General features: G+C 62.5%; 24 protein-coding genes. 13 read left to right on the top strand and 11 right to left on the bottom strand.

Annotated elements, in window-relative coordinates:
- Window positions 1-72 precede the first annotated feature (72 nt).
- Entirely contained in the window at window positions 73-1,074 is a 1,002-nt protein-coding gene (locus G9U53_RS18485; RefSeq protein ID WP_165639034.1) for an NADP-dependent oxidoreductase, read from the top strand.
- Window positions 1,075-1,128: 54 nt separating this feature from the next.
- Here G9U53_RS18485 and G9U53_RS18480 read toward each other — a convergent pair whose 3' ends face one another.
- Together G9U53_RS18480 and G9U53_RS18475 are read right to left on the bottom strand one after the other, a co-directional pair.
- Entirely contained in the window at window positions 1,129-2,277 is a 1,149-nt protein-coding gene (locus G9U53_RS18480; RefSeq protein ID WP_003939934.1) for a CoA transferase, read from the bottom strand.
- Window positions 2,274-3,446: an acyl-CoA dehydrogenase family protein gene (locus tag G9U53_RS18475; protein WP_165639033.1), complete on the bottom strand. Its 1,173-nt coding sequence runs from the start codon at window positions 3,444-3,446 to the stop codon at window positions 2,274-2,276. The genes G9U53_RS18480 and G9U53_RS18475 overlap by 4 nt, the downstream gene beginning before the upstream one ends.
- 159 nt (window positions 3,447-3,605) lie before the next feature.
- Here G9U53_RS18475 and G9U53_RS18470 point away from each other — a divergent pair, with 159 nt between their 5' ends.
- A complete protein-coding gene (locus G9U53_RS18470) occupies window positions 3,606-4,676 on the top strand; it encodes a LacI family DNA-binding transcriptional regulator (RefSeq protein WP_165639032.1) in 1,071 nt (356 codons plus the stop codon).
- Between the two features lie 4 nt (window positions 4,677-4,680).
- On the opposite strand, the gene G9U53_RS18465 is transcribed toward G9U53_RS18470, so the two are convergent.
- From G9U53_RS18465 to G9U53_RS18455, 3 genes are read right to left on the bottom strand one after another with little or no spacing between them, the layout of a single operon-like run.
- Window positions 4,681-5,232 (bottom strand): SRPBCC family protein, encoded by a 552-nt coding sequence (locus G9U53_RS18465; RefSeq protein WP_165639031.1) that lies wholly within the window; start codon window positions 5,230-5,232, stop codon window positions 4,681-4,683.
- Window positions 5,233-5,282: 50 nt separating this feature from the next.
- The gene (locus tag G9U53_RS18460) at window positions 5,283-5,942 is read right to left on the bottom strand and encodes an alpha/beta fold hydrolase (RefSeq protein WP_118606554.1); all 660 of its coding nucleotides are present in this window, start codon (window positions 5,940-5,942) and stop codon (window positions 5,283-5,285) included.
- Window positions 5,939-6,703 (bottom strand): MBL fold metallo-hydrolase, encoded by a 765-nt coding sequence (locus G9U53_RS18455; protein WP_003940355.1) that lies wholly within the window; start codon window positions 6,701-6,703, stop codon window positions 5,939-5,941. The genes G9U53_RS18460 and G9U53_RS18455 overlap by 4 nt, the downstream gene beginning before the upstream one ends.
- Before the next feature lie 19 nt (window positions 6,704-6,722).
- Here G9U53_RS18455 and G9U53_RS18450 point away from each other — a divergent pair, with 19 nt between their 5' ends.
- Window positions 6,723-7,847 carry an alpha/beta hydrolase gene (locus tag G9U53_RS18450; protein ID WP_333823095.1) on the top strand — a complete coding sequence of 375 codons (1,125 nt, stop codon included), beginning with the start codon at window positions 6,723-6,725 and terminating at the stop codon, window positions 7,845-7,847.
- On the opposite strand, the gene G9U53_RS18445 is transcribed toward G9U53_RS18450, so the two are convergent.
- Entirely contained in the window at window positions 7,783-8,373 is a 591-nt protein-coding gene (locus tag G9U53_RS18445) for a TetR/AcrR family transcriptional regulator (protein WP_099697830.1), read from the bottom strand. The genes G9U53_RS18450 and G9U53_RS18445 overlap by 65 nt on opposite strands.
- A 130-nt stretch (window positions 8,374-8,503) precedes the next feature.
- On the opposite strand from G9U53_RS18445, the gene G9U53_RS18440 reads away from it, so the two are divergent.
- The 6 genes from G9U53_RS18440 to G9U53_RS18415 all read left to right on the top strand — a co-directional run bounded on the left by G9U53_RS18440 (window position 8,504) and on the right by G9U53_RS18415 (window position 13,165).
- Window positions 8,504-9,508, top strand: a complete 1,005-nt coding sequence (locus G9U53_RS18440; protein WP_042451435.1) for a patatin-like phospholipase family protein — start codon at window positions 8,504-8,506, stop codon at window positions 9,506-9,508.
- A gap of 13 nt (window positions 9,509-9,521) precedes the next feature.
- Window positions 9,522-11,054 carry an NAD(P)/FAD-dependent oxidoreductase gene (locus tag G9U53_RS18435; protein ID WP_054187715.1) on the top strand — a complete coding sequence of 511 codons (1,533 nt, stop codon included), beginning with the start codon at window positions 9,522-9,524 and terminating at the stop codon, window positions 11,052-11,054.
- Complete coding sequence (locus G9U53_RS18430; RefSeq protein WP_007733788.1) at window positions 11,051-11,929, top strand: SDR family oxidoreductase; 879 nt, start codon at window positions 11,051-11,053, stop codon at window positions 11,927-11,929. Before G9U53_RS18435 ends, G9U53_RS18430 begins: the two co-directional genes overlap by 4 nt.
- Window positions 11,930-11,948: 19 nt before the next feature.
- Window positions 11,949-12,467, top strand: a complete 519-nt coding sequence (locus G9U53_RS18425) for an N-acetyltransferase (protein ID WP_050654796.1) — start codon at window positions 11,949-11,951, stop codon at window positions 12,465-12,467.
- A gap of 90 nt (window positions 12,468-12,557) precedes the next feature.
- Window positions 12,558-12,977, top strand: coding sequence for a hypothetical protein (locus G9U53_RS18420; RefSeq protein WP_054187716.1), 420 nt, complete (start codon window positions 12,558-12,560; stop codon window positions 12,975-12,977).
- Complete coding sequence (locus G9U53_RS18415; RefSeq protein ID WP_003940277.1) at window positions 12,977-13,165, top strand: helix-turn-helix transcriptional regulator; 189 nt, start codon at window positions 12,977-12,979, stop codon at window positions 13,163-13,165. Before G9U53_RS18420 ends, G9U53_RS18415 begins: the two co-directional genes overlap by 1 nt.
- A 57-nt stretch (window positions 13,166-13,222) precedes the next feature.
- On the opposite strand, the gene G9U53_RS18410 is transcribed toward G9U53_RS18415, so the two are convergent.
- The 5 genes from G9U53_RS18410 to G9U53_RS18390 all read right to left on the bottom strand — a co-directional run bounded on the left by G9U53_RS18410 (window position 13,223) and on the right by G9U53_RS18390 (window position 17,468).
- Window positions 13,223-13,450, bottom strand: coding sequence for a hypothetical protein (locus tag G9U53_RS18410; protein WP_007733785.1), 228 nt, complete (start codon window positions 13,448-13,450; stop codon window positions 13,223-13,225).
- Window positions 13,451-13,531: 81 nt separating this feature from the next.
- Window positions 13,532-14,359, bottom strand: coding sequence for an ABC transporter ATP-binding protein (locus tag G9U53_RS18405; RefSeq protein ID WP_081558371.1), 828 nt, complete (start codon window positions 14,357-14,359; stop codon window positions 13,532-13,534).
- Complete coding sequence (locus tag G9U53_RS18400; protein ID WP_099697832.1) at window positions 14,343-15,443, bottom strand: aliphatic sulfonate ABC transporter substrate-binding protein; 1,101 nt, start codon at window positions 15,441-15,443, stop codon at window positions 14,343-14,345. The genes G9U53_RS18405 and G9U53_RS18400 overlap by 17 nt, the downstream gene beginning before the upstream one ends.
- Complete coding sequence (locus G9U53_RS18395) at window positions 15,440-16,297, bottom strand: ABC transporter permease (protein ID WP_099697833.1); 858 nt, start codon at window positions 16,295-16,297, stop codon at window positions 15,440-15,442. The genes G9U53_RS18400 and G9U53_RS18395 overlap by 4 nt, the downstream gene beginning before the upstream one ends.
- Window positions 16,298-16,541: 244 nt before the next feature.
- Window positions 16,542-17,468, bottom strand: coding sequence for a class I SAM-dependent methyltransferase (locus G9U53_RS18390; protein ID WP_058037735.1), 927 nt, complete (start codon window positions 17,466-17,468; stop codon window positions 16,542-16,544).
- A gap of 88 nt (window positions 17,469-17,556) precedes the next feature.
- Between G9U53_RS18390 and G9U53_RS18385 the strand changes: the two genes are divergently transcribed.
- From G9U53_RS18385 to G9U53_RS18370, 4 genes are all read left to right on the top strand, one after another.
- Window positions 17,557-18,402 (top strand): LLM class F420-dependent oxidoreductase, encoded by an 846-nt coding sequence (locus G9U53_RS18385; protein WP_007733781.1) that lies wholly within the window; start codon window positions 17,557-17,559, stop codon window positions 18,400-18,402.
- Window positions 18,403-18,507: 105 nt separating this feature from the next.
- The gene (locus G9U53_RS18380; RefSeq protein WP_007733780.1) at window positions 18,508-19,080 is read left to right on the top strand and encodes a flavin reductase family protein; all 573 of its coding nucleotides are present in this window, start codon (window positions 18,508-18,510) and stop codon (window positions 19,078-19,080) included.
- Window positions 19,073-19,699 (top strand): superoxide dismutase, encoded by a 627-nt coding sequence (locus G9U53_RS18375; RefSeq protein WP_003940303.1) that lies wholly within the window; start codon window positions 19,073-19,075, stop codon window positions 19,697-19,699. The genes G9U53_RS18380 and G9U53_RS18375 overlap by 8 nt, the downstream gene beginning before the upstream one ends.
- Window positions 19,700-19,869: 170 nt before the next feature.
- On the top strand, window positions 19,870-20,961 hold the full coding sequence (locus G9U53_RS18370; RefSeq protein WP_165639029.1) for an alpha/beta fold hydrolase: 1,092 nt from the start codon (window positions 19,870-19,872) through the stop codon (window positions 20,959-20,961).

Here is a 20,961-nt window from a genome sequence, read left to right as displayed (position 1 = left end):
CTTCCCAGTTCGTGATCCATCACCTATATTGAATCCGGCCTCAAGTTCAATTCGTTTCGCCGAAGGGGAGAGATGACCAACCGCCAAGTACGCCTCGCCGCCCGCCCGACAGGACTTCCCGACGCTTCCACCTGGGAATACGTCGATGCCGAGATCCCGTCCGCCGGACCGGGCGAGTTTGTCGTCAAGGTCGAATACCTCTCCCTCGACCCCGCGATGCGCGGTTGGCTCAACGACGTCAAGTCGTACGTTCCGCCGGTCAAGCTCGGTTCCGTCATGCGCGCCCACGGCGTCGGACGCATCACCGAATCACAGCACCCCGATTACCAGGTCGGGGACATCGTGGCCGGATCCTTCGGCGCTTCCGAGTACGGCGTTTCCGACGGTACAGACGTCACTCGGGTCGACGAATCGATCGCTCCCCTACCGACCTGGCTCGGCGCTCTCGGATTCCCCGGCGTCACTGCGCATTTCGGATTGCTCGAGGTCGGAAAGCTGAAAGACGGTGACACCGTCGTCGTGTCCGGTGCCGCGGGTGCGGTCGGCAGTCTGGTCGGCCAGATCGCAAAGCTTCACGGATGCAAGGTCATCGGCATCGCCGGCGGTCCGGAGAAGTGCGCGTGGCTCACCGAGGACCTCGGCTTCGATGTCGCCATCGACTACAAGAACGAATCCGTATACAAGGCGCTCAAGTCCAACGCTCCCGACGGAATCGACGTGTACTTCGACAACGTCGGCGGAGAAATTCTCGACGCCGCTCTCTCCCGTCTGCGCCTCGGCGCTCGGGTGGTCATCTGCGGCGCCATCGCGGGCTACAACGCCACCGAACCTCAGCCAGGCCCTGCTCACTACCTGTCACTTCTCGTCAACCGCGCCACGATGGCCGGCTTCGTGGTCTTCGACTACCTCGACCGCTACGCAGAAGCACAAGAGCAGATCGGAAAGTGGATCAAGAGTGGCGAATTGACTGCTCGCGAGCACGTCGTCGACGGCGGTATCGACGCGTTCGGCAACAGCCTCAATCTTCTCTTCGCCGGAGCGAACACCGGAAAGCTGGTCTTGAAGGTCAGCTGAGTCGGCCACACACGCAGATCGGCCACCGGTATTCCGGTGGCCGATTCGCTTGGGTCAACTGACTCCGGACGGAGTGGGAACGCTGTCCTCCCCCAACCGCGGCGGGGCCGACCGATAGGTTGCCGGCGTGCCGCTCATCCGAATCGGATTGGCTACCTGCCGAGTCGGTGCATCGCGACGCGGGTCGTCGATGGACACCACCGGATCGAGATTCAGCCGTTCCGCCAGCGCTATCGCGTCGGCGATGTCGTTGAGAGGCCCACACGGAACACCTCGCTCGGTCAGTGCCTCGAACCACGAGTCCGCAGAGCCCTTGGCCAATGCAGCAGTGACGGCGTCGAACAGTTCTTCTCGATGCGCAACCCTGTCGCTGTTGGACGCGAAACGCGCATCAGCGGCAAGTTCGGATACTCCGAGAACCTCTGTCAACGAACTGAATTGCCGATCATTGCCGACCGCGAGGACCAGCGGACGGTCCGCGGTGTCGAATACCTCGTATGGTGCGATGCTCGGATGCCGGTTGCCCATTGCCTGCGGCACCACGCCCGCGGCCACGTAGCCGGACGACTGGTTGGCCAGTGCGGACAGCAACGAGGACAACAGATTGACCTCGACGTGCTGCCCTTCGCCTGTGCGATCGCGATGGCGCAGCGCTGCAAGGATTCCCACGCTGGCATGCAGGCCGGTGATGACGTCGACCACCGCGACACCGACCTTGGTGGGAGTCTTGGGATCGGGTCCGGTGATACTCATCAATCCGCCGACCGCCTGAATCAACAGGTCGTATCCCGGCAGAGAGTTGTTGCCACCGAAGCCGCTGATCGAGCAGTAGACCGCACGCGGATTCATTTCTCGGACAGCGTCGTAGCCCAGCCCCAGACGGTCCATCGTTCCCGGCAGGAAGTTCTGCACCACGACGTCCGCATTGCGAACCAGCTCGCGTGCACTCTCCAGATCCTCGCGCTCGCGCAGGTCCAGAGTGACCGACTTCTTGTTGCGGTTCACCGACAGAAAGTAGCTCGACTCGTCCCCCACCCACGGTGGGCCCCAGCTGCGAGTGTCGTCCCCGACACCCGGCCGCTCGATCTTGACGACCTCGGCACCCAGGTCGGCGAGAATCATCGTGGCGTACGGACCGGCGAGGACGCGGCCGAAATCAGCGATCACCAACCCGTCGAGCGCTCCGACAGCGTCTGCCGTCACCGGAAAGCTTCTTCACCGGTGAGAGCGCGGCCGATCACGAGCTGGTGAACCTCGGACGTGCCCTCGTAGGTGAGAACGGATTCGAGGTTGTTGGCGTGCCGGATCACGGGGTACTCGAGCGTGATGCCGTTGGCGCCCAGAATGGTTCGGCATTCACGGGCGATCTTGATGGCCTCGCGGACATTGTTGAGCTTGCCGGTGCTGACCTGCTCGGGGCGAACCCTCCCGGCGTCCTTGAGGCGCCCGAGGTGGATGGCGAGCAACTGCCCCTTGCCCAATTCGACTGCCATGTCGGCGATCTTGGCCTGGGTGATCTGATACGCGGCGAGCGACTTGTCGAAGACCTTGCGATCACGTGCATAGGAGATCGCAGTCTCGAGGCAGTCACGTGCTGCACCCATTGCCCCGAAGATGATGCCGAAGCGTGCCTCGTTGAGGCAGCCGAGCGGGCCGGACAGTCCGCGAGCCTTGGGCAGCATCGCCGAGGCAGGCAGACGCACGTCCTCGAGCACCAGTTCCGAGGTGACCGACGCCCGGAGCGACATCTTGTTCTTGATCTCGGGGGCGGAGAATCCCGGAGTGTCGGTGGGAACGACAAATCCGCGCACGCCGTCGTCGGTTCGAGCCCAGACCACGGCGACGTCCGCGATGGAGCCGTTGGTGATCCACATCTTGGTGCCGTTGAGGATCCAGTCGTCGCCGTCACGCTTGGCGTTGGTTCGCATACCGCCGGGGTTGGATCCGAAATCGGGTTCCGTGAGACCGAAGCAGCCGATGGCTTCACCCGCCGCCATTCGCGGGAGCCATTCTTCCTTCTGCTCTTCACTTCCGTTGTGGTGGATCGCGAACATGGCGAGCGAGCCCTGGACCGAGACGAGGCTGCGAATGCCCGAATCGACAGCTTCGAGTTCCTGGCAGGCCAACCCGTACGCCGTGGCGCTCATCCCGGCACAGCCGTAGCCCTCGAGGTGCATGCCCAGTACGCCGAGCGCGCCCAGTTCCTTGGCCAGCTCACGAGCCGGCAGTGCTGCCGCTTCGAACCATTCACCTACGTGCGGGCGAATGCGATCGTCGACCATCTTGCGGACCGTGTCGCGGATCGCGATCTCCTCGGCGTCCAGCAGGGTGTCGATGGCAAAAAGCTCGGACAGGGACTGCGGCGTGGTCACGGGGCCTCCAGTGTTCTCGGGCGCAATCCTTTGCGAGAACGATTGCGCAATCGTTTGCATCGCCTAGAGTAGAGCCCGGTTGCGCACCCGTCAATCCCCGAACTGCCGACCGACACCGAACCAACTCAGAACCGACGCAGACCAGGAGCCACGACGCAGATGACGCCCGATCCGTCGAACCGCAGCAACGGCCGTCCGCCGACGTTGCGCGAAATCGCCGACCAGGCCGGGGTCCACATCTCGACGGCGTCGCGGGTCCTCCGTCAGCCCGAGCCCGCCGACGGTTGGTCCGACTCCGCACTCCGAGTTCGTCAGGTTGCCGAGGAACTCGGTTACCAACCGAACCTGTGGGCAGCCAGCCTGCGTACCCGCAAGACCACCACCATCGGCGTCGTGATGCCGAGACTGACAGACGTTGTAGTGGCCACCATGTTCCAAGGCATCGAGGAAGCCGCCACCGCAGCCGGGTACTCCGTCTTGCTCTCCAGCCCGCCCGACGATCTGGAAGCGCAACGCAAAGCGGTCGAGTTCCTGGTGAGCCGACAGGTCGACGGTCTCATGCTGAGCAGCATCCACCTGCCGGGTACCGATTTCGTCGACTCGCTCCCCCTGCGCTCACTGCCGATCCTGCTGCTGAACCGGCACATCGACTCGGCGACGTCATCCGTCAACCGAAGCCTTCCCTTTGTCAGCGGCGACGACCGCCTCGGCGGCTACCTCGCGGGGAAGCATCTACTGGACTGCGGCTATCGCGATCTCGGAGTGATCGCGGGGCCGGATCACGCCAGCACGTCGCGGGAACGCGTCGCGGGTTTCCGCGATGCCCTGACCGAAGCCGGTCTGGAACTGCCGCCGAACCGAATAGTGGCCTCCGAGTTCGAAGTTCAAGGGGGTGTCGATGCGGCTGCCACACTGCTCAGCGGGAACACGCGCCCTGACGCCGTTTTCACGGTGAGCGACACCATCGCGATCGGCGTACTCGGTGTGGCCCGTGATCTCGGGTTGAGCATTCCCGACGATCTTGCGTTGGTCGGCTACAACGACATTCCGGTTGTCTCCCAACTCCCGGTGCCCCTGACGACGGTCAGGTCCCCCGCCCGAAAGATCGGTGCGACCGGGCTCGAGCACCTACTCGCACTGATCTCCGGCAAGAACGTCGAATCCGTGAAGCTTCCCGTCGAACTGATCGCGCGAGCCTCCACCAGAAAGCCTGCCAGTCACAAACTCTGAGCAGCTACCAGACCTGAGATTCGTCGATGCCCAACTGTCGCGCGTAACCGGAGTTGAGTGCGTCCCAGCCGTACTCGCGCGCCCGTTCACCCACGATCGGTCCGAAGGGCTCGCCTGCCAGCAGGGCATCGAGTACGTCGAAGCACAGATGCCACCCCGCAGCGAGCGCCGACGCCATCCCCTCGGCGCGCGACCTCTGCGTCAGCACGACGCGGGTACCGCCTTCGATCGGGGTCAGGTCCCACACCAATTCGTCCGGGCCCCACTCGTGTTCGAGCCGCCGAGTGGTCTCCACGACGTGAACGGTGACCGGCAGCGACATTTCGGGGGCGCCGTCCTCGGTGAGCATGGTGATCACCGCATCACCGGTACGGCTCAGATTCCGATCGGCGGTGTACGGCGTCCATTGCGCCAACATCTCCGGGTCGGTGATCGCCTCCCACACCTTCTCGACGGAATACGGCAGAACCCGAGGAAAGCTGACGACTGTGTCGTCACCGTCGACGCTCACCATGACGTCGGACAGGGCACTGGGCTGATACGGCTGGGCACTCATGGTTCGATCTCACCAGGAACCACCGACACGGGCAACCGCCCGCTCGGCGTTCAGAACGCAAACACCGCCGATGCGGCCGCGACTGTCTCCTCCACCACCGGAAATTTCACCACGGACAAGTCGTGTCGAGCTCCTTCGAACTCCACCAGACGCGTCGCGGCGGGAATCAAGGCGAGTGCTGCCCGCATCTCCTCCGTTGTCGCGAACTCGTCCTTCGATCCGTGGACGACAACGGTCGGTGTGTTCAGTTCGGGCAGGTGTTCGGTTCTGAGCTTCTCGGGCTTCTTCGGTGGATGCAGTGGATAGGAGAGAAGGACCAGGCCGTCGACAAGTCCCGGGTTCTCCGCCGCAAGCATCGACGCCTGCCGACCGCCGTACGAATGTCCGCCGAGCAGAACGGGTCCGGGCACCGAGTAGTCCTTGCGAACAGCAGCAATCACCTCGGCAATGCCCGCGCGATCCTCTGCAGCACGCGACGGATGCGGAGGCCCCGAAGCTCGACGCACCCGAAACGCGAGATCGAAGCGCAGAACTTGCACTCCTGCCGCAGCAAAGCCGTCGGCAACAGCACGCAACAGCACGGTGTCGCAGTTACTTCCTGCGCCGTGAGTCAGTGCAAGCGTGGCGACGGGCGACGCGAAGGACACAGAAGCAGGTCGATGAAGGAAACCGTGCACCGCACCTTCGTCGACCGTTTCGACAGTAGTCATGGACGCATCCTTGTCCGACCCGCTCGGGCCTGTTCGACCGCGGCAGTCATGCTGCCCTCGTAAACCGGACCGTGTCCGGGAAACAGCACGCCGGCAGGTGCAGCGGCGATATTGTCCAACGCCTGGTCGGTCGCTTCACGGTCATGATTGAAGGGGCACACCAGAAATTGTGGTCCGGCAACGCTCGACGTCGCGTGTCCGGTCACCAGAGCGTCACCCGACGCGATCACTCCTGCGTCGGGAACAAGGTAAGCGCTGTGGCCGTCGGTATGCCCATGAGTGGGAATCGGCACGATCCGACCGGGAACGTCCAGCGCACCACCGGACGCAAAGGACTGTGCCCGAGGCAGTTCCGCACCTTTCAACGCGCCGACTCCGATCACGTCGCGAAGCCATTTCGGAGCACCTCGCCGCCACAACAGCAACGGAACTCCGGCCGGCGACAACTGTTGCAGATACTCCCGCTTCGCATGAGGCACTTCCAACGGATCCATCAGGACCGGAACCTCGAGCCGAGTCACGATGTCCGCGATCCCACCGATGTGATCGATGTGCGCGTGAGTGACGAGAATTGCCCGAACATCCCCGAGCTGGTGACCGATCTGTTCGATCGAGCGTTCGACGTCGGTGCCGTTGGCCGGATATCCGCCGTCGATCAAGGTCAGATCGGACCCCTCTTCGACCAGGACCCAATTGGCGTGACCGCACCGAACCAGATGTGTGTTCTCGATCTGCGTGATCGACAGTGCCGCAGTAGTCATGCTTGGTAGTCTGCGCCACGTGTCGGAATCCGTGAAGCAGGCCAGCAGCCGCAGCATTCGAGATCGCGCCGAAGCATCCTTGGTGGCAGCCGCATTCGCACTGCCCAGCGCGGTGAAACGTCGAATCACCGGACCACCCGTCGTCATCGAGGGCAACACGCTCGACGCCGACGCACACCTTCTGCTCACGCTCGCGAAGACGCGGCCACTCCCCTCGCATTCAAACGATCCCCAGTCACTCGCCGCTGCTCGCGCCAATCTCACCCGAACCGCGATCATGATGGGCGGCAGGCCCACGCCCGTCCACACCGAGGAGATCTCCGTTTCGGGTGCCGACGGCCCGCTTCGCGCCCGGCTCTACGTCCCGACAGCCGACACAGGCGCTCTGCTCGTCTACTTCCACGGCGGCGGGTGGGTACAGGGCAGCATCGAATCCCACGATGCCCCGTGCCGCCTGTTGGCCGAAACCTCCGGCGCACGGGTCATCTCGGTCGACTACCGGCTCTCACCCGAATTCGCTTTCCCCACACCGGTACACGATGCCTACGCCGCATACCTCGATATCGTCGACCGCGCCGACGAGTTCTGCGCAGACCCGACGCGCATCGCTGTCGGGGGCGACAGCGCGGGCGGGCATCTTTCCGCAACGGTCGCGCTGCGTGCCCGCGACGACGGCAAGACCCCACCGGCGGCGCAGCTGTTGATCTACCCCGCGACCGACTTTCACGAGAAGGCCCCCTCGCGAACGACGTTCGGTGAAGGTTTCTTCCTGACCGAGGCCAACATGAACTTCTACGAGTCCAGCTTCCTCGGCAGCAATGCCGATCGACTCGATCCGATGGTGTCGCCGCTACGCGCCCCCGACGCGACCGGACTGCCGCCGGCCATCGTGATCACGGCGGGATTCGATCCACTCCGGGACGAAGGCGAAGCCTACGCAGCTCGATTGCGCGACAACGGTGTTCACGTGACCGATCGACGCTATCGCGGGTTCATCCACGGCTTCGTCAACGTTCTGGGACCGAGCGCCGGTTCGCGCACCGCCGTCGCCGAGATCGGCGGAATGCTCCGCGTTCTACTCACCCACCCAGCAAAATCTCCCGCAACGTATCCACCAGCGGATCAACCGGCAGCTCAGGGCTGATCGCACGCTGTAGCCCCAAACCGATTCCGACGCTGAGTATGCGCAGTGCCGCGGCGTTCGGGTCCAGTGCCGGCGTCACGCCGTTGGACTCGGCAAGATGTTGCACCACTCCGGCAATCAATCCGCGCACCTGATCGGCACCCGTCGCGATCTTTTCGCGGATCTCTTCGCTGTGCCGCGATCGCACCGAGAACTCGACTTCGAGCAACGTCCATCTCTTGTCCCCGATGGTTCGCTCGGCCCATCGCGCGAACTCGGCCACCGCCTCGTCGAGCGTCGAATTGGCTCCGAGCTGTGAGGTGATCTCGCCGACCTTGGTCAACCTGATTCGGCCGAGCACCTCGGCGCACAACTCGTCCTTGTTCTTGAAGTTCGAGTACACCGCACCTTTGGAATAACCGGCATCCTCAGCGATCTGATCGAGCGACGCGGCGGCGTACCCGCGATCGAGGAAATGTTCGACGGCCGTCGCCAACAAGGTCTCGCGGGTCATCGCCTGCGCTTCCTGCCTGGTCAATCGCGCCATCGGAACCTCCTCGCGGTTCTGAGTATCGAGATTCCAACGGTAGCCGAATACCGGAAGCGCACCGCAGGCGCACTCCCGAAACCCAAATTTGGGGTACCCACGTTATTCAGATACTGATAGTCTCCGAAATATGACTTCAGAAGTGACCGGCACCACCGCGCCCGGGTCCGGACGACACAGCGCGCCTAGACGGGGATTGGCAATCGGATGCGGCGGCACCCTCGGCTTCGCCTGGACCGTTGCTGCCCTCGCCTCGGTTCGGGACGCCCTCGACTGGGATCCCCGCGAAGCCACCGCCATCATCGGCACGTCCGCCGGAGCCGAGTTCGTGACAATGCTCGGCAGCGGAGTCGGCGTCGACGAGTTGGTAGCCATGCAACTCGGAGAGCCCGCCGCACGTCCCGAACTCCTCGCCCACACAGCATCGGCGCCCGGAAGAATCCCGCCACTTCCGAGTTTGGGGATCGGCAATCCACGACTGGTGACACGTCGAGATCTTCCCGTTCTGAGCCGGATGAGCGGTATCGCACCGCGTGGTGGCGGCGACCCGTCCTGGCTCACCACGCTCGCCGAATCTCTTGCCCCTGGCGATTCGTGGCTCCCACATCCGTGCGCGTACATGGTATCCATGGACTACAGAACCGGGCGACGGGTCGCGTTCGGGGCACAGGGGGCTCCGAAAGCGACAGTCGGTGAAGCGCTTCGAGCGTCTTGGGCGATTCCCGGCTGGTTCCCACCTGTCACCATCGACGGCGTCAGGTACATCGACGGCGGCGCGGCGTCCACGGCATCGGTAGACCTCCTGCTCCCCCTCGAACTCGACGAGCTGGTTGTACTGGCGCCCATGGCATCTCGAACACTGAAGCCGGCGCGCGGCGCCGCCCGTATCGAACGCGGCGCCCTGCGGAACTCCATGTCCAAGGGCCTCGACCGGGAAATCGAACTGGTGCGCGCTGCGGGAACCAGGGTCTTGCGCATAGACGCCACCGACGACGATCTCGCCGTCATGGGCGCCAACTTCATGGACGGCCGACGGCGGCTCGCCACCTTCGAATCATCCCTACGTACAACACGTGCGAGCGTGAAACGCGAACTCGATGCGCGCCCGTTCCACTCCACCCCGTCCCACCAGTGAAAGCGCAGACTCAGTGAACAACAGAACTGACCACTTCGAGGTCGTGATCATCGGTGGCGGGATCTCCGGGATCGGTGCCGCAATTCACCTGCAGCGCCTCGGGATCGACAATTTTGTCCTGCTCGAGAAAGCGGACTCCCTCGGCGGCACCTGGCGCGCCAACACCTATCCCGGTTGTGCCTGCGACGTCCCGTCCGGCCTGTACTCGTATTCCTTTGCCGCCAATCCGGATTGGACCCGACTGTTCGCGGAGCAGCCGGAGATCCGCGAGTACATCGAGGACACGGCCGTCCGCCACGGGGTCGACAAGCACGTTCGCTTCGGGGTAGAAATGCTCTCCGCACAGTGGGACGCATCGCAATCACTCTGGAAGATCACAACTTCCAGCGGTGAACTCACTGCTCGTTTCGTGATAGCCGCCGCCGGCCCGTGGAACGAACCCCTGACGCCGGCGATTCCCGGGCTGGAAACGTTCGAGGGCGAGGTGTTTCATTCCTCGCAGTGGAATCACGACTACGACTTGACCGGAAAGCGCGTCGCCGTCGTAGGTACCGGCGCTTCCGCAGTCCAATTCGTGCCGCGCATCGTCTCCGACGTGTCCGCCCTTCACCTTTACCAACGCACCGCTCAATGGGTCCTTCCCAAACCCGATCACTACGTACCGCGGATCGAAAGGTCCGTCATGCGATTCGTACCGGGAGCGCACAAGGCTCTACGCAGCATCGAATACGGAATCATGGAAGCGCTTGGATTGGGGTTCCGCAATCCGTGGATCCTGCGAATCGTGCAGAAACTCGGGTCGGCCCAATTGCGCTTGCAGGTGCGCGATCCGAAGCTACGCAAGGCGCTGACTCCCGACTACACCCTCGGTTGCAAGCGACTACTCATGTCGAACTCGTACTACCCGGCCCTCGGCAGACCCAACGTGACCGTCCATGCCAACGCAGTCGAAGAGATCCACGGCAACACCGTGATCGGAGCCGACGGAGTGGAATCGGAAGTGGACGCGATCATCTTCGGAACGGGCTTCCACATCCTCGACATGCCCATTGCATCAAAGGTATTCGACGGAGAAGGTCGATCACTCGACGATCATTGGCAGGGAAGCCCGCGGGCGTACTTCGGTTCCGCCGTCAGCGGATTCCCCAACGCGTTCATTCTGCTGGGCCCGAGCCTCGGCACCGGACACACGTCGGCCTTCATGATTCTGGAAGCCCAACTGAACTATGTGGCACAGGCGATCGGCCACGCTCGTCGGCACGGCTGGAAAACCATCGACGTGCGCCCGGAAGTACAGGCAGCCTTCAACTCTCAAGTTCAGGAGGCATTGGGTACCACAGTCTACAACGCCGGTGGTTGCGAAAGCTATTTCTTCGACGTCAACGGCCGCAACAGCTTCAACTGGCCGTGGTCGTCAGGAGCCATGCGTCGACGGCTACGGGCCTTCGATCCATACGCCTACAACCACACGCTGTCCGATAACCCTGCGTCAGACGACACCCCCGCTGAGCCCACCACCACCCCCGAACCGGAGTACACCACATGAGCCTTTTCGGCACCACCTACCCGCCGATCGATCTCGACGGAGCAGTCGTCGTCATCTCCGGAGGTGGCCGCGGAATCGGCCGGGCCACAGCGGAGTTGTTCGCAGCTCGCGGCGCACTCGTCTGCGTCGGCGACCTCGACGAGGAGACGGCCGTCGACACCGCCGCATCCATCGGCGCACGGGCCCGCGGGTACGCTCTGGACGTCACCTCACGCGAATCCTGGGATGTGTTCGTCTCCACAGTGATCGGCGAATTCGGTCACATCGACATTCTGGTCAACAATGCGGGCGTGATGCCGCTCGGCAGCTTCCTCGACGAGTCCGACGCCACCAGTCGAGTAACCCTCGACGTCAATGTCTGGGGCCCGATTCACGGGATGCGCACCGTGCTGCCCGGCATGGTGGATCGGCGACGCGGCCACGTCGTCAACATCGCATCCATGGCAGGCAAGCTACCGGTGCCAGGAATGGCCGTGTACAACGCAAGCAAGTTCGGTGCGGTGGGCCTTTCCGCCTCTGCTCGTGTCGAATTCGCAGATTCCGGCGTCAGCGTCAGCGCCATCCTGCCCAGCGCGGTGCGCACCGGGCTCTCCTCCGGTGTGCCACTCGGAAAGGGCATGCCGACGGTTGAACCCGAGGTCGTGGCCAAAGCTGTCGTCGACACGGTCGCGCACCGGCGAGCCGAAACTACTGTTCCGCGTTACCTTGCGGGCTGGGACCTCATCGACGCTGTAGTACCCGAATGGATGATCAACATCGGACGCCGGGTGATCGACGATCGCCGCGCGCTGACATCGGTAGATCCGAACGGGCGTGCGGATTACGAAAAGCGAGTGGCACGTCAGGCCGAAAACGAGGAGCACGATCGGAGATGAAGCGGGTAGTTTCGTGGCCATGTACATCCGCCGCGAAACTTCTTCCGACCGTGACGCAATCTATTCACTGCTCGGGGCGGCGTTTGCCGACCAAGCGCCGCCCGGCGAGTCTCCCTACGAGATCGAACTGACACGTCAGCTCTTCGCCTCGAACGACTACTTACCGAAGTTGTCCCTTGTCGCCGTCGCCGGTGATGAGATCGTTGGTTTCGTGATCGGAACACGCGGATGGGTCGGTCCCGTTGAGGCGGTTGGCCTCGGCCCGTTGGCAGTCACACCGGACAACCAACGCAGCGGCGTCGGTTCGGCGCTGATGCACGCGGTGATCGGTGCGTCCGACGCTCTGGACGTGCCACTGCTCGCCCTCCTGGGCAGCACCGAGTACTACCCGCAGTTCGGGTTCGTCACCAGCACGGACGCCGGGATCGATTCTCCGGAAGCCGAGTGGGGCGAGCACTTTCAGATCAGGACCCTCACCACGCACCGCCCCGATCAGACGGGGAAGTTTTCATACGCAGCGCCTTTCGGGGTCGCTTGACCCTCAGCGCGATGTAAGAGTTCTTTGACATCCAGCGCACGTAGACCTACGCTCAGGCATGTCAAAGAACTCTTACACCTGGGAGGCTTCATGAGCACCACGGCACGGTGGAGCCTGATCATCGGTATCGGCGTCGCAGCAACGCTAGCCTTCAGCTTTTTTGCAGCATCGACCGCCGATGATCGGAAGACGTTGGCCTTCATCGTCTTCGCAATCGTCATGGCACCGGCTTGTATCGGGTCGGCGTGGGCCCTTTTTCCATCGGAGAACGACAAGGCCCCCGCCTACCCCGAGGACACCGTCGAAACAGAATGGAGTCGCAAGGCCGGCTTCGGCGCGTTCACCGACTTGATCACTGCCATGGGGATCGCGCTGATCGCGCACAATGTCTTCGGCGCTCCCGAACTGCCGCTCGTAATGTTTACAGCCCTCGGGCTGGCCGACTTCGGAATCCGGTACTGGGCAGTGTCGAGGGACCGCACCCCACAATCGAGATCTGACGAGATCTGATGCGCAACAACCTTCAAGAACTTCGTACGGCAGCCGGATTGTCACAGCAAGCGTGCGCCGACGCGCTCGGCATCACACGCCAGACCGTCATCTCGATCGAGAAGGGACACTTCGACCCGCGTCTGTCACTGGCGTTCCGAATCGCCGAATACTTCGACAAACGCGTAGACGACATTTTCTCCAGCTGACGCCGTCTCGAACTGACGGAAGATCAGTCGAGCTGCGGTTTCAGTCGAGCTGCGGTTTCAGTCGAACAGAGTTGGCGATCCGTTTTCGTCGTTCCCGTCTTCGACGGCCGTTGCCTTCTTGCCCGAGCCCTTGCGGACGACGGTCAACGTCGTCGTTCGACGCGACAACCTGTGCCCGTCACTGTGTTCGAGCAGCGCCATCCCCTGGCGAACTTCGACTACCGTCCACGGACCCGCATGGCCGGCTGCCTGCACGAGGTCACCGGACTCCACCTCAGTTGCCATGACCACTCCTTGTTCGTCGTGTCCTGCACGTTCTCCTTCCCATTATCGACGCGGCCACCTGGTAGTCGACGCGCAGGGTACCTACGCTGCAGCTGCAACCTTGACCGCATGGCCGACTTCGGCTCGGAATGCCGCGTATTCGGGTGAGCCTCGGAGATCGTCGGGATCGACGCCGGTTCGTGGCAGATCGATTTTCAGGTCGAGCGCGACCTTGCCCGGTCGGCTTGTCAGAACTACGACGCGGGAGCCGAGAAAGGCCGCCTCGTCGGCACTGTGAGTGACGAAGACACTTGTTCGCCCCGATTCGGCACTGACACTGCGCAGGTCCTCCTGCAGACGCTCGCGAGTGAGGGCGTCCAGCGCGGCAAAGGGTTCGTCCAACAGGAGCAACGACGTTTCCGCCGCCAAGGCACGAGCAATTGCCACCCGCTGCTGCTGCCCGCCGGAGATTTCCCAGATACGCCGGTCCGCAGTGCCGACCAGACCGACGCGGTCGAGAAGCTCGTCACGCCTTTGCCCGCGTTCGCTCTTCGCAACGCCGGCGTATTTGAGTGCCAGATCGATGTTGCCGCCCACCGATTTCCACGGAAAGAGCCGTGGCTGCTGAAACACCACTCCCGCACTCGACCCGGGAATCGGATCGGATCCGGAGACTTGAACCGTTCCACTGGAAGGATTTTCGAAACCCGCGATCAGCCGCAGCAATGTGCTCTTGCCGCAACCCGACGCTCCGACGAGAACCAGAAACTCACCAGGTGTGACGTCGATCGATACGGGCCCGAGTGCCGTGACGGACTCTCGACCGTGGCCGTACCTGTGCGAGACGGTGTCGATTCGGATCGCGCCCGGGCGGTCGGGGGCGAATCCTCCCGAGGCCTGCTGTGCGGTCACGCTACTGGTCAAGGACATCGGGAAGCCCCTTCACATAGAGAGCATTCTGAAAGACCGCCAGATCAGGCACACTGTCGATCTGCTTCTGCTCGGCCAGGAATTGCGCTGCACTCTGCAGGTTCACTGCCAGATTCCCGGGAGCGCCCTCGGTGCCCAACCATTCCGGCGAAGAGATCTGCTCCGGAGTGAGGAACACACCCTGTTTCAACTGCGCTGCCGCGTCGTCCTTCGAGGCGCCTAATTGTGCGGCAACAGCTTCCGCTGCCGCGTTCGGATCAGTGGCGATCGTCGTGAGCGCGCGGGCCTGAACCTGGCGCCAGGTGTCGACGATCTCGGGGTGATCCTTGGCAAACGCAGTCGACACCACACCAAGATCGAGTGTCGGCTTTCCTGCTGTCGCGAGCTCACGGCTGGCGATCAACTGTGTTCCGTCCTTACGGAGTTCGTCGAGCGTGGGCAGCCAGGTGTAGACGGCATCGATGTCACCGCGCTGCCAGGCTGCGAGGGATGCTTGCGGCTGGAGATCCACCAACTGGACGTCGTCGGCACTGAGTCCGGCCTGGTTCAGCGCTGCCAGCAGACTGTAGTGCGCGGTCGAGGAGAATGCCGTGGCCACTTTCTTGCCGCGCAGATCTGCGACGGTCTTGATTCCGGTTGCGTTGCGCGCCACCAGGGCTTCGTTGTCGCCGGCCACGTCGAGAACAAACGCGACCTGGTACGGAATGTTCAGCGGTGCCGAGAGTCCACGAGCAACCGGACTCGAACCGATTGCGCCGAAATCGATTTCACCGGCGATGAAGGCGGTGTTGATGTCGGCTCCCGAATCGAACTTCGTCCACTTCACGTTGTACTCGGGCAGTGCGTCTTCGAGCCAGCGATTGTTCTTGACTATCAAGTCGCCGCTCGGGAACGACTGGTAAGCGATACGGATTGTTTCCTTGGACGAATCCTGGCCCGAATGATCCACCGAGCACGCACCGAGAACAAGGGCAAGGACGCCGATCAGCACCGTGAACGCCGTCCGGGCAGCCCTTCCTTCATTGGGCGTCGAATTACTGCTGCGCTTCAGATTGCTGCTGGCGTGTTTCTGATTGTCAGTCATACTTTTCCCCTCCAGGGAACGGCGCGGCGCTCTGCAGCCCGCAGCAGTCCGTCGATGATCAGGCCGGAGAATCCGATGGCAAAGATCCCCACCAGCACGACCGGTGTGTTGTTGTAATTGCTTGCATCCTTGACCATTCCGCCGATTCCGGGGACGCCGTTGAACAGTTCGGCCGCGACCACCGACGAGTACGCCATACCTACCGACAGCCGAATGCCCGTGAAAGTTTCCGGTAAGGCCGACGGGACGACGACGTCCCGGATCACTTGCGCCCGTGAGGCTCCCAGGGCCCTGGCCGCTTCGACCAGTCCGACCGGCGCCGCGACCACAGCAGCTGTGGTGGCCACCGCTGCCGGCGGAAGAGCAGCGAGCGCCAGCAATGTAATCTTCGGCGCCTCGTCGATTCCCAGCCAGATCACCAGCAGGAAGAAATACGCCAGGGGCGGCAGTGCGCGCAGGAACGTCAACCACGGTTCGAGCAGGCTCCGCAGCCATGTCACCGATCCCATGGCCAAACCGAGGATCACGCCCAATCCGACGCCGATGATCACACCGACCAGCACCCGTCGCAGCGTCATGTAGAGGTGCTCCCAGAGCAGGTAACCCTGGTAGCCGCGCACTCCGTCGTGCGTGGTCATCGTGTTGACGAAGGCATGCCAGACCGTGCTCGGGAACGGCACGAAGGTCTCACTCCAGGTGCCGCTCGCGGCAGCGACCTGCCACAGGGCCAAGAATGCGATCACGGAAAGCACCGGCAGTCCGACAGTGGTCGCACTCGAAGTCCACGGCCGACGCGGCTCACGGTTCGGTTCCGTGACTGATGTTGGTTCTATTGCTTCGACAGGAGTCGACATCGCTGTTCTTCCTCGACGTACGGAAAATTCCGGCACACATGCAGCAACGGGCGCATATGCAGGGGCGAAGGCGCACAGAGCGGCGCCATTCTCACTCAGGAGAGTCGGAAGGAATCAACAGCAACAGCAGTTGGCACCAAGACGGCACAGGTCGACGGCGATGCGTCGTGTCAGTGGCGTCGAGGGCATGGGGGTAATTACTACCTGTGTCTGCAATTACCCGCAAATGCGGGGGAAATAGGCGTCAGTCGGCCAAGCGAACCGACAGCGAATACATGAGCGGGATCTCGGGTCGTCCGGCCGGGACTCCCCAACGCTTGCCGCCGAGTTCAGCCATCTCCTCGAATCCTTGCCAACCGTTGGCGTACGGGTACTCGTCGAAGGACTCGAGCGTCAATCCGGCGCGCCGCAAAGCTCCTAGCACCTCGGAAATGGACCAGTTGAATTCACATGAGGGGAAAGGATTTTCGAAGTTCTCGACTCCGTTTCCCTCAGCGCCTGGCAAGATGAGATCGGCCGAATCTGCCACGTAGTCGCCCACGCCACGGGGTTCGGTCACGGGAGTCCCGCCTCCGTACGGGTATGTCAGCGACCACTTCTCGTCGAAACACATGGCAAACGGATGAAACTCCACCAGAACGAATCGACCGTTCGGCGCGAGAACACCGGCAATCCCCTCGGCCCACTCGTCGAGATCGGGTAACCAGATCACCGTTCCGTACGAAGAAAAGACTCGGTCGAACTTTCTCTGGCCAGCGGCAGCAGCGCGGAGCCACGCAGATACATCGGCACGCTCGAAATCGGCGGCAATTCCGGATTCCGCGGACAAGGTTCGGGCGAAGTCGATCGCGGAATCCGCGATGTCGACGCCGGTCACCGCGGCACCGAGAGCGGCCAAACTCAACGAATCCTGACCGGAATTGCACTGCAGATGAAGAATCGAGGAGCCGTCGATCTCGCCGAGCAGCGCCAGTTCTTCCGGATACAAGGTCGACCCGCCGTTGCGAAAGAACTGTGCCTGGTCTCCTTTGCGACTGTTGTGAGCGACGGTCGCCGCATTCCACGACAACCGATTCATCTCCGCTGCATCCATCACTACTGCATCCACCTCTACTGCATCCACTTCTCGACCCACAACAAGTCCGCCCGAGTTCACCACGTCCCCGGTCACGTCGGCAATCGATTTACTGGGCTGGAAACCTATCCGAACGAAGATGCAACAGGTTACAGTTTTTCGACGGACCATCGAAGGAGAACCAGTGCGCTACGGACTCAGCCTGTTCACCAGTGATCGCGGCATCCGCCCTGCCGATGCAGCAAAGGCTGCGGAGGCGAATGGATTCGACGCCTTTTACGTTCCGGAGCACACTCACATCCCCGTCTCGAGGGATTCCGATCACCCCGGAACCCAGTCGGCCGAATTGCCCGACGACCGTTACATGCGCACACTCGACCCCTGGGTTGCCCTCGGCACCGCCGCGTCGGTCACGAACACCATCCGATTGGGCACCTCCGTGGCCCTCCCCCTCGAACACGATCCGATCACTCTCGCGAAAACCATCGCATCGCTGGACCATCTTTCCGGCGGACGCGTGGTCTTCGGCGTCGGATTCGGCTGGAATGCAGAGGAACTCGCCGACCACGGCGTACCGCCCAACAAACGCCGGACCGCACTCCGCGAGTATCTCGAAGCCATGGGCGAACTGTGGTCGAAGGAAGAAGCGTCGTACGACGGCCAATTCGTGAAGTACGGACCCAGCTGGGCGTGGCCCAAACCAGTTCAGAAGCCCCGTCCTCCCATCCTCTTGGGCGGCGGCGGCAACGAGAAGACTTTCAAGTGGATCGCAAAGTCTGCCGACGGGTGGATCACCACACCCATCGAGCAGGAGATCGACGGAAACGTGGAACTGCTCCGAAAGATCTGGGCCGAAGCAGGTAGAGTCGGCGAGCCTGAAATAACCGTCCTGGCAGGCAAACCCGATTCGGAGAAGCTCGCCCACTGGGAAGACATCGGTGTCACCGAAGCAATGTTCGGCACTCCGGACAAGAGCCCCGAAGAGGTTGTCGGATACATGGAACGCCTGGCAGCCAAGCTCGGACGGTGAGGTCCGCCACAGCATCTTGACCTCAACTGCACTCGAGGTTTTAACGTCGGTATTGCACAAGACAGTGCAACGGCAGCAAAACCCGAGACAGAAGAGGGGCGAGGAGTGACCACAAAACTGGTTGGCACCCAATCTGTTTCGGGCGACTCTGTTGATGCGGAGCCGTCCATCCGAAACTCCTTCGTCGAGGCGTTCCGGAACCATCCCGCCGGCGTCTCGATCATCACCGCAACGGGCGATGACGGCCCGGCCGGCATCACGTCATCGTCGGTGATCTCGATCAGCGCCGATCCTGCAGTTCTGGCGTTTTCACTACAGTCGTTGCGAGGCTCTGCGAGCGTCATCGCTTCCGCCCGCAGTTTTGTTGTTCACCTGGCAAATTCGGCGAACGAACGACTGGCTTCCACGTTCGCAACCCGCGGCGCTGTGCGCTTCGGAGACGATATGCCCTGGTCGTTTCTCTCGACGGGTGAACCGTTCCTACATGGGACAGGCCACGCCCTGCGTGCGGTTCCCTTGAATGCCACTACATGTGGCGCCGCAGTGATCGTCACTGCACGCGTCGTCGACGTCATCGATCCGCAGCACATGTCAGCGCCGCTCGTCTATCACAATCGAACCTATCGAAATCTCTCGACTCACAACATTTCCTCAAAGGAAGGCATGTCACATGACTGAATACGTTCTCCCCGAACTGGATTACGACTACGCCGCTCTCGAACCGCACATCTCCGGCGAGATCATGGAACTGCACCACAGCAAGCACCACGCCACGTACGTGGCGGGCGCCAACAGCGCAATCGAGCAGTTGGCTGCTGCGCGCGAAGACGGCACGATCACCGCGAAGGCGCCGCTGCTCAGCAAGAACCTCGCCTTCCACCTCGGCGGCCACACCAATCACTCCATCTTCTGGAAGAACCTCTCCCCCAACGGCGGTGAGCGGCCAGAGGGCGAGTTGGCAGCCGCAATCGACGAGCACTTCGGCACCTTCGACGCATTCGTCAACCACTTCTCCGCTGTAGCAACCACTTTGCAGGGGTCCGGCTGGGCGGTACTGGCCTACGACACGGTCGGGCAGCGCCTGGTCATCGAGCAGCTCACCGACCAGCAAGGCAACATCAGCATCGGTATCGTTCCATTGCTCATGCTCGACATGTGGGAGCACGCTTTCTACCTGCAGTACAAGAACGTCAAGGCCGACTACGTGAAGGCCTACTGGAACGTCATCAACTGGGAAGACGTTGCACAGCGATACGCGACGGCCACAGCCTCGACCGGCTTGATCGTCCCCGCCTGATCGTCCCCACCCGATCACTGCCATATCACCCCGATCAGCCCAGCTCGGCACGGTGGCTCCGTTGCCGAGCTGGGTTTTTACACCCCCGAGATCGATGTATGTGAAGGCAGGTAACATACACCGAGCGCGGCTGACTCGGCCGTCCGCCGATTCGACTCCGAGGGGAACCAGTGCTCGATATCAGTGGTTTGATCGCGACGTGGCGTCCGACGCTGGACACCGCAGCACGCAATGCATGGGGACTCTCCTTCGGCGACGGTGTCGAGAAGACCGAACGCACCCCGTCCGTACTGATCAGCGAAGGTCCACACCGCGATCTGTATCGCTTCGGCGCATTGTGGAGGCCAAGAGGTAATCCGGTTCTCCTCGTACCGCCCCTCGCGGTTTCAGCCGACTGTTACGACCTTCGTGCGGGCCAAAGCCTCGCCGCGCACCTACTGGATGGGGCGAACACGCCCTACCTCCTCGACTACGGGACCATGCGGTACTCCGACCGCGGGATGGGTTTCGAGGCCTGGGTCGACGACATCATCCCCGAAGCGATCCGTACGATCTCGGATCTACACGACGGCGCACCGGTTTCGCTGATCGGGTGGAGCCTCGGCGGGACCATGTCTCTGCTCACGGGCTCCGCTCACTCCGACCTGCCGATCGCATCGATCACGGCAATCGGAACGCCAATCGATTACACGAAGATTCCCGCTATCAGCCCCTTGAGGCTGATCGGCAAATACACGGGCGACACCCCACTCACGTCCGCGACCAATCTTGTCGGCGGACTACCTGCTCCACTCGTTCAGGCGAGTTACAAGGTGACGGCGTTGCAGCGCGAAGTTCTCAAGCCATGGTTCATCATGCGCAACCTCCACAACACCGAGACACTGGCTCGCATGGAATCGATAGACAAGTTCATGGCAGCCATGCCTGGATACCCTGGCAAGGCTTTTCAGCAGATCTGCGAACAACTCATGCTCGGCAACAATCTCTACAACGACGCCGTCACGCTTGCCGGACGCGAGATCAAACTGTCAGCTCTGAGCGTTCCCGTTCTCGCGATCGGCGGCACCACTGACGTGATTGCACCCATCGCTTCGGTGGAAGCAATCACGTCGGTCCTCACCGGCGCGCCGTCGGTCCGGTTCGAGAAGGCGCCGGGAAGTCACCTCGGGCTCGTTGCCGGCCCCACCGCGAGAGACTCCACCTGGGCGCACATCGACGAATCCTTGAAAGAGAATGCACCGCAGTTGGTTTCGACCAGCTAA

It is taken from the genome of Rhodococcus sp. D-46 (genome assembly GCF_011290655.1).
Classification (GTDB): Bacteria; Actinomycetota; Actinomycetes; order Mycobacteriales; family Mycobacteriaceae; genus Rhodococcus_F; species Rhodococcus_F qingshengii.
The sequence above is the reverse complement of the archived record's forward strand: the minus strand, read 5'-3'. Positions and strand labels throughout refer to the sequence as shown.

What these genes read in the sequence shown, in the direction of transcription:
- G9U53_RS18485 (WP_165639034.1), top strand. Translation starts at nt 73, where the DNA reads ATGACCAACCGCCAAGTACGCCTCGCCGCCCGCCCGACAGGACTTCCC.
- G9U53_RS18470 (WP_165639032.1), top strand. Translation starts at nt 3,606, where the DNA reads ATGACGCCCGATCCGTCGAACCGCAGCAACGGCCGTCCGCCGACGTTG.
- G9U53_RS18465 (WP_165639031.1), bottom strand. Translation starts at nt 5,232, where the DNA reads ATGAGTGCCCAGCCGTATCAGCCCAGTGCCCTGTCCGACGTCATGGTG.
- G9U53_RS18460 (WP_118606554.1), bottom strand. Translation starts at nt 5,942, where the DNA reads ATGACTACTGTCGAAACGGTCGACGAAGGTGCGGTGCACGGTTTCCTT.
- G9U53_RS18455 (WP_003940355.1), bottom strand. Translation starts at nt 6,703, where the DNA reads ATGACTACTGCGGCACTGTCGATCACGCAGATCGAGAACACACATCTG.
- G9U53_RS18445 (WP_099697830.1), bottom strand. Translation starts at nt 8,373, where the DNA reads ATGGCGCGATTGACCAGGCAGGAAGCGCAGGCGATGACCCGCGAGACC.
- G9U53_RS18440 (WP_042451435.1), top strand. Translation starts at nt 8,504, where the DNA reads ATGACTTCAGAAGTGACCGGCACCACCGCGCCCGGGTCCGGACGACAC.
- G9U53_RS18430 (WP_007733788.1), top strand. Translation starts at nt 11,051, where the DNA reads ATGAGCCTTTTCGGCACCACCTACCCGCCGATCGATCTCGACGGAGCA.
- G9U53_RS18425 (WP_050654796.1), top strand. Translation starts at nt 11,949, where the DNA reads ATGTACATCCGCCGCGAAACTTCTTCCGACCGTGACGCAATCTATTCA.
- G9U53_RS18420 (WP_054187716.1), top strand. Translation starts at nt 12,558, where the DNA reads ATGAGCACCACGGCACGGTGGAGCCTGATCATCGGTATCGGCGTCGCA.
- G9U53_RS18415 (WP_003940277.1), top strand. Translation starts at nt 12,977, where the DNA reads ATGCGCAACAACCTTCAAGAACTTCGTACGGCAGCCGGATTGTCACAG.
- G9U53_RS18410 (WP_007733785.1), bottom strand. Translation starts at nt 13,450, where the DNA reads ATGGCAACTGAGGTGGAGTCCGGTGACCTCGTGCAGGCAGCCGGCCAT.
- G9U53_RS18405 (WP_081558371.1), bottom strand. Translation starts at nt 14,359, where the DNA reads ATGTCCTTGACCAGTAGCGTGACCGCACAGCAGGCCTCGGGAGGATTC.
- G9U53_RS18400 (WP_099697832.1), bottom strand. Translation starts at nt 15,443, where the DNA reads ATGACTGACAATCAGAAACACGCCAGCAGCAATCTGAAGCGCAGCAGT.
- G9U53_RS18395 (WP_099697833.1), bottom strand. Translation starts at nt 16,297, where the DNA reads ATGTCGACTCCTGTCGAAGCAATAGAACCAACATCAGTCACGGAACCG.
- G9U53_RS18375 (WP_003940303.1), top strand. Translation starts at nt 19,073, where the DNA reads ATGACTGAATACGTTCTCCCCGAACTGGATTACGACTACGCCGCTCTC.